The sequence below is a fragment of the Methylobacterium sp. WL103 genome (assembly GCF_008039885.1).
GTDB lineage: Bacteria > Pseudomonadota > Alphaproteobacteria > Rhizobiales > Beijerinckiaceae > Methylobacterium > Methylobacterium cerastii.
This window is the reverse complement of record NZ_VRUX01000125.1, coordinates 1-9,429: the sequence shown is the minus strand read 5'-3', so window position 1 is coordinate 9,429 and position 9,429 is coordinate 1. Positions and strand designations below refer to the sequence as shown.

Genomic DNA, 9,429 nt, shown 5'->3' with positions numbered 1-9,429 from the left:
CTCGAGCCCCGCCCGGGCCAGGCGGTTCTCCACCACCGCCACGTCCGGGTCGGCGGCGTCGGCCGCGCGGTCCAGGAGCAGCGAGCGCAGGGCCACCGCATCCGGATCCTCGAGATCGAGGGCGGCGAGGTCCTCCGCTTCGAGACCGAGCAGCTCGGGGTGGACGAGGAGGCTCGCCACGATCATCGCCTCGCGGGAGCTGCCGCTGCCGGAAAACCCGTTGGAGCGGGCAAGCCCGGCGCTCGGCCCGGCGGTGAGCCGCGGCGACGGCGGTGGATCGCCGGGGCGAGGCTTCCTTAGGTAAGTATTCTGCCGTCCGCCCGGCTGGTAGGCGCCGCGCTGCTGAGGCGCGCTGCGGGGCGAGAGACCGCGCAGGCGCTCCTCGATCTCGTCGCGATAATAGCTCCGCACCGTCTCGTCGCGGATGCCGGAGATCAGTCCGCGCAGGGTCTTGGCGAGGCCGGCGCGGCGCTCCGGGGTGTCAGTCGAGCCGGTCTCGACGGCGCGGTTCCACAGCACCTCGACCAGGGGCTTGGCCGCCTCGACCACCTTGTCGATCGCCGCCGCGCCGCCAGAGCGCAGCAGGTCGTCGGGGTCCTGGCCCTCCGGCAGCGTCGCGAAGCGCAGCGACCGGCCCGGCTCCAGCATCGGCAGTGCGACGTCGAGCGCGCGGAACGCGGCACGCTGCCCGGCGCCGTCGCCGTCGAAGCACAGGACCGGCTCGTCGGCGTGCCGCCACAGCAGGCCGAGCTGCTCTTCCGTGAGCGCGGTGCCGAGCGGCGCAACGGTGTTTGCGTGCCCCGCCAACGTCATCGCGATCACGTCGACGTAGCCCTCGACGGCGATGATCGTACCGCGATCGTGGGCGGCCTTGCGCGCCTGGTTCAGGTTGTAGAGCACCTGCCCCTTGTGGAAGAGCGGCGTCTCGGGCGAGTTCAGGTACTTGGCCTTCGCGTCCGCTTGCATCGCGCGGCCGCCGAAGGCGATCACCCGGCCGCGCACGTCCGCGATCGGGAAGATGATGCGGTCGCGGAAGCGGTCGTAGGGCACGGCGATGTCCTCGCCCGTCACCAGCAGGCCGAGCTCGCCCATCAGCGCCTTGTCGACGTCCTTGGCCGCGAGGTGGTCGCGCAGGCCGTAGCGGTCGGCCGGCGCGTAGCCGAGGCGGAAACGGCTGCGGATCTCGGGGCCGAGTTCGCGCCGGTCGAGGTAGGCGCGGGCGGCCGCGCCGGCGGGGGACGCCAGCCGCTCCTCGAACCAGGCGGTCGCCAACTCCATCACCTCGATCGCGCCGCGGCGCTTGGTCTCCATCTCGCGGGTGTCGGCGCTGGGCGCCGGCAGCGACACGCCGGCCTCCCCGGCCAGCCGCTCGACGGCCTCGGGGAAGCTCAGGCCCTCGGTCTCGATCAAGAAGCTGAAGATGTCGCCATGCTTGCCGGAAGAGAAGCAGTGATAGAACTGCTTCTGGTCGTTGACGTAGAAGGACGGCGTCTTCTCGGCGTTGAACGGCGACAGCCCGCGCCACTCGCGCCCGGCCTTCTTCAGCTTCACACGCCGGCCGACCACGTCGGAGGCGGGAAGCCGGTTGCGGATCTCTTCGAGGATGTGGGGCGGGTAGCGCACAGGTATGCGGCGGGTCCGGTGTCCGGTGTTCGGACCGGGATGTATACCGCAGGCACCCGCACCGAGTCCCTTCCCCGGGACGACGGTGGATAGCGGGCAGAACCGCGGTGTCGCGTCACGCCTTCGCGTTCAGCGCCGCCTTCACCAATCCGCTCGCCTTGGCGAAGTCCATGCGGCCGGCATAGGTGCCCTTCAAGATCGCGATGACCTTACCCATGTCCTTCGGGCCGGCGGCGCCCGCCTCGGCGATGGCGGCATCGATCGCAGCCTGCGTCTCGGCCTCGTCCATCTGCTTGGGCAGGTAGGTCTCGATCACCGCGATTTCGGCGCGCTCGTTCTCGGCCAGCTCCGGACGGCCGCCCTGCTCGTAGACCGCAGCCGATTCGTTGCGCTGCTTGATCATCTTCTGCAGCAGCGCCAGGATCTCGTCGTCGCTCGCCGGCTCCTTGCCGAGCCCCCGCGCCTCGATGTCCTTGTCCTTGAGCGCCGCCTGGATCATCCGGATCGTCGCGAGCTTGGCCTTCTCGCCGGCCTTCATGGCCTCCTTCATCTCGGTGGTGAGGCGGGCGCGAAGCATCGGGCTTGTCCTTGAGGTGGTGCGGAACGGAGGTGGCGCGAAAGCGAAGGTCGTGCAGAAACGGGTGGCTGGCCTGCGGTTTGCAGCGATTGAGCCGCGTTCGATGCGGCACCACATTGACCCCGTCGCCGCGGGCTCGATAAGACCGCCGCACACGATCACCCGCCGCCCGCTCGCGCCGTCTCGACGGCGCCGGTCGTGGCCGGACATAAGCGAGATCACCGTGATGCTGCAAGACAGCGCTTCCGCGCCGAGAGACGCCGCCGTGCCCGAGCCCTGGGCCGAGCCCGTCGCCACCGCGTTGCTGGTGCTGGCCGACGGCACCATCCTCGAAGGCTTCGGCATCGGCCAGACCGGCGTCGCCGACGGCGAGGTCTGCTTCAACACGGCGATGACCGGCTACCAGGAAATCCTGACGGACCCGTCCTATGCCGGGCAGATCGTCACCTTCACCTTCCCGCATATCGGCAACACCGGCACCAACGACGAGGATCTCGAAAGCCTCGACGCCGCCCCGGCGTCGGGCGTGCGCGGCACGGTGATCGCCTCGGCCGTGACCCAGCCGTCGAGCTGGCGCTCGTCCTCGCACCTCGACGCGTGGCTGAAGGCCCGCGGCATCATCGGCATCACCGGGATCGACACCCGCGCGCTCACCGCCCGCATCCGCGACCACGGCATGCCGAACGCGGTGATCGCCAACGACCCGCAGGGCAACTTCGACCGCGAGGCCCTGAAGGCGCGCGCCGCGGCCCTCGCGCCGATGGAAGGCCTCGACCTCGTGCCCCCGGTGACCAGCCGCGAGCGCTCCGACTGGAGTGAATCGACCTGGACGGTGAAGGCGGGCTACGGCCGCGGCGTACCGGGCGAGGGCCTGCGCGTCGTCGCGATTGATTACGGCGTGAAGCGCAACATCCTGCGGCTGCTGGCCGAGGCCGGCTGCACGGTTACCGTCGTGCCGGCGACCACCAGCGCGGCCGACATCCTGGCGCTGAAGCCGGACGGCGTGTTCCTGTCGAACGGTCCTGGCGACCCGGCTGCGACCGGCGAATACGCGGTGCCGGTAATTCGCGAGCTGCTCGCCTCGAAGGTTCCGACCTTCGGCATCTGCCTCGGGCACCAGCTTATGGGCCTCGCGCTCGGTGGGCGCACGGTGAAGATGGGCCAGGGCCACCACGGCGCGAACCATCCCGTGAAAGACAAGACCACCGGCAAGGTCGAGATCGTCTCGATGAACCACGGCTTCGCCGTCGATCCGGCGAGCCTACCCGAGACCGCGGTCGAGACCCACGTCTCGCTGTTCGACGGCTCGAATTGCGGACTCACCCTCACCGACCGGCCAGCCTTCTCGGTGCAGCACCACCCGGAAGCCTCGCCGGGTCCGCGCGACAGCCACTACCTGTTCGACCGATTCGTGACCCTGATGCGGTCCGGCAAGCCCGAGCCGGCGTCCGGCGTGGCCTGATCGCGCGGGGCGTCGGAGGCAACCGTCGCCCGCCATCGGTGTTGTCGATCCACATGATGGATCGACAGCCCGAAAGGCGCACCATGGCCGAGCACGACGCAGACCGCTCCTCACTGAAGGGTTTTTCCGCGAACACGGACCACAACGGCCAGGATCTCGGACAGGATTCGCCCCTCGACGTCGGCACCCCATCCCGGACCCAGGCCGACCTCAAGGGCAACCCGGCGGGCGAGGCCGAGACCGCGCGGATCGCCTCGGGCATGAAGAGCGAGGACGCCACCGACCAGACCGAGGCCGAGACGCCGCCGGAGAACCTGCGGGCGATCCGCGGCGAGGGCCAGCCGGGCGCAACCGCCTCTGAGGCGATCGATCGCGCCACCGCCGCCGTCGGGCAGGACGACGGGAAGTGCTGATGGCCCGCGACACGGACGAAGCCTCGGAGACCGTCACCCGCAAGCCGGACGACAAAGTCGGCAGCAGCGGCAAGCCCGCGGCCGGCGGCGGCGGGCACACCGCCGAGCAGTCGGCGATCACCGACATGGGAACGGGCGGCAAGTCCGACCCCGAGCGGAAGGCCGATTGGAAGCAGGGCGGCGAGCCTGGCCGCGCTCCGCCGACGCCCGGCGGCTCGTCGGGCGGGCATTCCGACCAGAAGGCGTCCCGCGGCCCACAGGCCGACCAGACGGTCGCCGACGGGCACTACAAAGCCGAGCGCGAGGAGGGGAAATGAGCGAGCACGACAAGCCTTCGGGCAACTCTTCGGACGAGCCCCCGAATGGCAAGCCCGCCAACGTCGCGCCGGACGCGGTGATGGACCCGAACGAGAAGACCGACGGGCATCCGGGCAAGGGACCGCAGGGCGGCGCTTCGAAGGACGAGGACGCCGACCCGGGCGCCGGCTGAAAACGCTTTGCTGTCGTGCTTTCGCGGCGGCGGACGCCAGGAACGATAAAAGGCCCGGGTAGCGATGCCCGGGCCTTCTTGCTGGTGCGGTCGAGGACCTTACACGGCGCCGGTGACGGCTTCTTTCGAGCGCTCGAAGCGCTTGCGGTCGTTCGGGTCGAGATGGGTCTTGCGCAAACGGATCGACTTCGGCGTGACTTCCATCAGCTCGTCGTCCTGGATCCAGGCGAGCGACTTCTCCAGCGTCATCCGGATCGGCGGCGTCAGGCGCACGGCCTCGTCCTTCGAGGTGGTGCGGATGTTGGTAAGCTTCTTGCCCTTGAGCACGTTCACCTCGAGGTCGTTCTCGCGGTTGTGCTCGCCGATGATCATGCCCTGGTAGACCTTGGCGCCGGGCTCGATCATCATCGGGCCGCGGTCTTCCAGGTTCCACATGGCGTAGGCCACGGCCTCGCCCTTGTCGTTCGAGATCAGCACGCCGTTGCGGCGGCCGGCGATCTCGCCCTTGAAGGGCTCGTAGGCCTTGAACAGGCGGTTCATGATCGCCGTGCCGCGCGTGTCGGTCATCAGCTCGCTCTGGTAGCCGATGAGGCCGCGGGTGGGCGCGTGGAAGACGAGGCGCAGGCGGTCACCGCCCGACGGCCGCATCTCGATCATCTCGGCCTTGCGCTCCGACATCTTCTGCACGACGACGCCCGAATACTCCTCGTCGACGTCGACCACGACCTCCTCGACCGGCTCCAGGATGCCGCCATCCTCGTCCTTCGAGAGCACGACGCGGGGACGAGAGACGGCGATCTCGAAGCCTTCGCGACGCATGGTCTCGATCAGGATTGCCAGCTGCAACTCGCCGCGACCGGAGACGAAGAAGCTGTCCTTGTCGGCGGCCTCCTCGATCTTCAGCGTGACGTTGCCCTCGCCCTCCTTGAACAGACGGTCGCGGATCATGCGGCTGGTGACCTTGTCGCCCTCGGTGCCGGCGAGCGGCGAATCGTTGACGATGAAGGACATGGTCACGGTCGGCGGATCGATCGGCTGGGCCTGGATCGGGGTCTCGACCTGCGGGTCGCAGAACGTGTCGGCGACGGTGCCCTTCACGAGGCCGGCGATGGAGACGATGTCGCCCGCCTCGCCGACATCGATCGGCGCGCGCTCCAGGCCGCGGAACGCGAGGATCTTCGAGACGCGGCCGGTCTCCACGAGCTTGCCCTCGCGGTCCATCACCTTGATCGCCTGGTTCGGCTTCACGGTGCCGGACGCGATGCGGCCGGTGATGATGCGGCCGAGGAACGGGTTGGCCTCGAGCAGGGTGCCGAGCATCCGGAACGGACCCTCCTCCACCTTTGCCGGGGGCACGTGCTCGAGCACGAGGTCGAACAGCGGCGCGAGGCCGTCCTCCTGCGAGCCGTCCGGCGCGGTCGCCATCCAGCCGGCGCGGCCCGAACCGTAGAGGATCGGGAAGTCGAGCTGGTCGTCGGTGGCGTCGAGCGCCGCGAACAGGTCGAACACCTCGTTCACCACCTCGGTGATGCGAGCGTCCGGACGGTCGACCTTGTTGATGGCCACGATCGGGCGCAGGCCGATCTTGAGCGCCTTGCCGACCACGAACTTGGTCTGCGGCATCGGACCCTCGGCCGCGTCCACCAGCACGATCACGCCGTCGACCATCGACAGGATGCGCTCGACCTCGCCGCCGAAGTCGGCGTGGCCGGGGGTGTCGACGATGTTGACGCGGGTGTCCTTCCAGACGACCGAGGTCGCCTTGGCCAGGATGGTGATGCCGCGCTCCTTCTCGAGGTCGTTCGAGTCCATCGCCCGTTCCTCGACCCGCTGGTTGTCGCGGAAGGAGCCGGACTGCGACAGCAGCTTGTCGACGAGCGTCGTCTTGCCGTGGTCGACGTGGGCGATGATGGCGATGTTGCGCAGCTTCATGGTGTTTCCGAAGCGAGTAGAACCCGCCACGGGACGGACCGCTGTTACGGTCGGCCACGCCGGGTCGAGAACGGGTTCGAGCTATTGCGCCGCAATATAAGGAGTCGGCCTCTGCGGCAAGGGGGCAGTGGTTCTGGGCAGTGGTTCTGGGCAGCGAGACGCTGCTCAGCCGTACAGCGCCAGCGGCAGCGTCACCAGGGCGACGGGCAGCGCCAGAAGCGCAGCCGGCCTGAGCCAGCCCGGCCTGTAGGACAGGAACGCGACCACGAGGAGCGCCGCGCCGGTCAAGGTGCCGACCCATTGCACCGGCCCGAAGTTCCAGCCCTCCAGCGTCACCGCCGCGGCGAAGGACAGCCCAATGCTGGCCCAGCCGGCGATTCGCAAGGTCCGCGCGCGCGCCGCGCCGGCCCGCACCAGGAAGGCGTCGCGGTGGTGGCGGTCGAGGCTGAGTGCCAGCGCCGAGAGGCCGGCAAAGCAGAGCGCCAGGTTGAGGGCGACGACGATGGCGGTCATACTCGCAGGGCCTCCCGTCCGGCGATGGCGGCGTCCGCGCGTTGCGCCTGCGGAGGCCGCGGTCGCCCGGCCTTGCGCGCGGCGAGCACGAACAGCACGCCGAGGACGATCATCGCGGCGTCGAAGCCGAGGAAGCGCAACTCGCCGACGAGTGGATGCAGGCCGGTGGCGATGGCGCCGACGAACGGGACCGCGAGGAACAAGGCGCCGACGAGCGCCAGGCCCTCGCGCCAGACCGTCCCGGCCGGGCGTACGGCGCCCAGCACCGCCACCAGCGCCCAGGCCCCGAAAAACATTCCGACCTCCCAGTCGGCACGGGCCGCGAGGTCGAGGGGCAGCAGGCGGTTGGCGAGGAAGTAGGCGGCGATCCCCGCCGGAAGGCCGGCGATGGTGCCGAGGTTCAGCACGCGCACCAGCCTTAAGCCGAAGCCGTCCGCCTCCACCCCCTTCGGCGCGCGGGCCACGGCCCACAGCACGAGGCCGGTGGCGACGGTGGCCGCACCCATGATTCCGCAGAGGAAGAACAGCGCCCGCAGGGCCGCGCCGGCGAAGTGGCCCTCGTGGAGGCCGAGCATCACCGTAGAGGTCTTGGCCGCGGCGCGGGTCGCGCCGTTGCGTCCGAGGACGGCGCCGGTGGTGCCGTCGAACGCGATCTGCGGGTGCTCGTGGGCGAGGCCGTGCGGTTCTTCGAAGATCGCGACCACCGAAGCCGCGGCGTCGGCGGGGTTGTAGACCGAGACGCCCTCCGGCGCCTCGCCGCGTTCCGCGATCGCCTGCGCGATCATGCTTGAGAGCGGCGCCAGCGTGCCGGGCTTGCCCGCCGGGCCGCGCAGGTCCGGCATCAGCCCGCTGTCGACGTAGAAGCGCATCTCGTCGCCCTTGTAGGCGGCGGCGACGCCCCAGGGCATGTACATCGGCGCGAGGGTGACGAGGCCGGTGTAGGTGATCATCAGGTGGAACGGCAGCGCGAGCACGCCGAACACGTTGTGCGCGTCGAGCCAGCCGCGCTGCGAGCGCCGCCGCCGAAAGGTGAAGAAGTCGGCGAAGATCCGCCGGTGGGTGACGATTCCGGAGACCAGCGCCACCAGCATCACCAGCGCGCAAGTGCCGACGATCCAGCGGCCCCAGAGCGGCGGCATGCCGAGCTCGAAGTGGAAGCGGTAGAGGAAGTCGCCCCCTCGCGTGTCGCGCGCCGCGACCGGCGCACCACTCGTGGAGTCGAGCAGCGCCTGGTGGAACGGACCGTCCAGGCTCTTCCACCACATGACGCCGACCGCCGGCTTCTCGGGCTTCGGCAGCTCGACGTACCAGCCCACGGCGTCGGGCATCGCCTTCTGCAGGTAGGCGGCAGCGAGGTCGGCCGAGCGGGCCGGGTCGCTCGCGCCGGCCACCAACTCCGGCCGCATCCATTGCGAGATTTCGGCGCGATAGTAGCTCGCCGTGCCGGTGACGAAGACTGAAAACAGCACCCAGCCGACCACGAGGCCGGACCACGCGTGCAGCCACGCCATCGACTGGCGGAAGCCTTGCCTCATGCGGCACCGGCGGCGGAGAACCCGCTCGCGAGCCAGAGCCCGCCGCCGAGGACGGCTGCGAGGCCGACGACCGCGAGCGCGGCGCGCCCGAGGGCGCGGGCGGCGAAGACGTAGACCACCACCGCCACCATCACCGCGAAGCTCACGAGCGTTGCGCTCGCGACCGCCTCCGAGCGGACGAGGGGCAGCGTCAGCGACAGGAGCGCGGTCAGCAGCGCCGCGACCCCGTAGCCCCCGAGCACCGCGAGCACGATCCGCCCTGCCACCGCGAGGCGGTAGGCCGGACCGCGCCGTGCGTCCTTCTGCTGAGCCATCGCGGTGCATCCCTCGGGCTTCGCCCCGCAAGGGGGCGCGATCGATGCCGGGGGTAGCAAGGCCGCAGGCGCCGTTGCAACCGCTATGTTTCAGAACCATTCCAGTTGGCGCGCAACGGCTTAGCAGGGTTTCGAGCAGGGATTGCGGCGTGGTGCTCGCACGTGTCCTGCCGACCTCGGATCACCATCGGGGTGGGCAAGCCGATCGCGAGGATTGCTCCGCGGGCGCGCACGCCGCATGCAGGCGAGGTCCAGGCCCGACACGCGAGATGCCCGCCCCCGTGACCCAGCCCAAGCCCGACGCGCCCCGTCCGCCGATCCGCTTCCGCGGCCGCTCGTTCATGGCGACCGTGCTCGCGCCGCTGCCTCCGGTGGAGGATTGGCTCGCCGACCTCGACGCCCTGCGCCAGCGCGCGCCGGCCTTCTTCTCCGGGCGGCCGGTGATCCTCGACCTGACCGGGCTGACCCTCGACCGCGACGACCTGACCGGGCTTGTGGCCGAGCTGTCGTCCCGCGCCATCGCGATCTACGGGATCGAGGGGGCCGCTCCGGCCCTGCTCGGACCCGGCC

9 protein-coding genes and 2 pseudogenes are annotated in these 9,429 nt (G+C 70.2%); 5 read left to right on the top strand and 6 right to left on the bottom strand.

What is annotated here, in order from left to right:
• Together dnaG and FV222_RS10330 are read right to left on the bottom strand one after the other, a co-directional pair.
• On the bottom strand, positions 1-1,623 hold a 1,623-nt coding region (dnaG, locus tag FV222_RS10335; protein ID WP_147814146.1), incomplete at its 3' end, for a DNA primase.
• Between the two features lie 115 nt (positions 1,624-1,738).
• The gene (locus tag FV222_RS10330; protein ID WP_147761318.1) at positions 1,739-2,200 is read right to left on the bottom strand and encodes a GatB/YqeY domain-containing protein; all 462 of its coding nucleotides are present in this window, start codon (positions 2,198-2,200) and stop codon (positions 1,739-1,741) included.
• Positions 2,201-2,426: 226 nt separating this feature from the next.
• Between FV222_RS10330 and carA the strand changes: the two genes are divergently transcribed.
• The 4 genes and pseudogenes from carA to FV222_RS29525 all read left to right on the top strand — a co-directional run bounded on the left by carA (position 2,427) and on the right by FV222_RS29525 (position 4,565).
• A complete protein-coding gene (gene carA / locus FV222_RS10325) occupies positions 2,427-3,662 on the top strand; it encodes a glutamine-hydrolyzing carbamoyl-phosphate synthase small subunit (RefSeq protein ID WP_147761319.1) in 1,236 nt (411 codons plus the stop codon).
• A gap of 83 nt (positions 3,663-3,745) precedes the next feature.
• Positions 3,746-4,069, top strand: a pseudogene (locus tag FV222_RS10320) (hypothetical protein); the annotation flags it as partial.
• 5 nt (positions 4,070-4,074) lie between these two features.
• Positions 4,075-4,392, top strand: coding sequence for a hypothetical protein (locus FV222_RS10315; RefSeq protein WP_147814144.1), 318 nt, complete (start codon positions 4,075-4,077; stop codon positions 4,390-4,392).
• On the top strand, positions 4,389-4,565 hold the full coding sequence (locus FV222_RS29525; RefSeq protein WP_187277294.1) for a hypothetical protein: 177 nt from the start codon (positions 4,389-4,391) through the stop codon (positions 4,563-4,565). Before FV222_RS10315 ends, FV222_RS29525 begins: the two co-directional genes overlap by 4 nt.
• Before the next feature lie 99 nt (positions 4,566-4,664).
• Here the strand turns inward: FV222_RS29525 and typA are convergent, their stop codons facing one another.
• The 4 genes from typA to FV222_RS10295 all read right to left on the bottom strand — a co-directional run bounded on the left by typA (position 4,665) and on the right by FV222_RS10295 (position 8,859).
• Positions 4,665-6,497 carry a translational GTPase TypA gene (gene typA, locus FV222_RS10310; protein WP_147750124.1) on the bottom strand — a complete coding sequence of 611 codons (1,833 nt, stop codon included), beginning with the start codon at positions 6,495-6,497 and terminating at the stop codon, positions 4,665-4,667.
• A 165-nt stretch (positions 6,498-6,662) separates the two neighbouring features.
• Positions 6,663-7,010, bottom strand: coding sequence for a DUF3325 domain-containing protein (locus FV222_RS10305; protein ID WP_147761322.1), 348 nt, complete (start codon positions 7,008-7,010; stop codon positions 6,663-6,665).
• The gene (locus FV222_RS10300) at positions 7,007-8,545 is read right to left on the bottom strand and encodes a PepSY-associated TM helix domain-containing protein (protein WP_147761323.1); all 1,539 of its coding nucleotides are present in this window, start codon (positions 8,543-8,545) and stop codon (positions 7,007-7,009) included. Before FV222_RS10300 ends, FV222_RS10305 begins: the two co-directional genes overlap by 4 nt.
• Complete coding sequence (locus FV222_RS10295; protein ID WP_147761324.1) at positions 8,542-8,859, bottom strand: iron transporter; 318 nt, start codon at positions 8,857-8,859, stop codon at positions 8,542-8,544. The genes FV222_RS10300 and FV222_RS10295 overlap by 4 nt, the downstream gene beginning before the upstream one ends.
• Positions 8,860-9,128: 269 nt before the next feature.
• Between FV222_RS10295 and FV222_RS10290 the strand changes: the two are divergent.
• Positions 9,129-9,429, top strand: a pseudogene (locus tag FV222_RS10290) (septum formation inhibitor MinC); the annotation flags it as partial.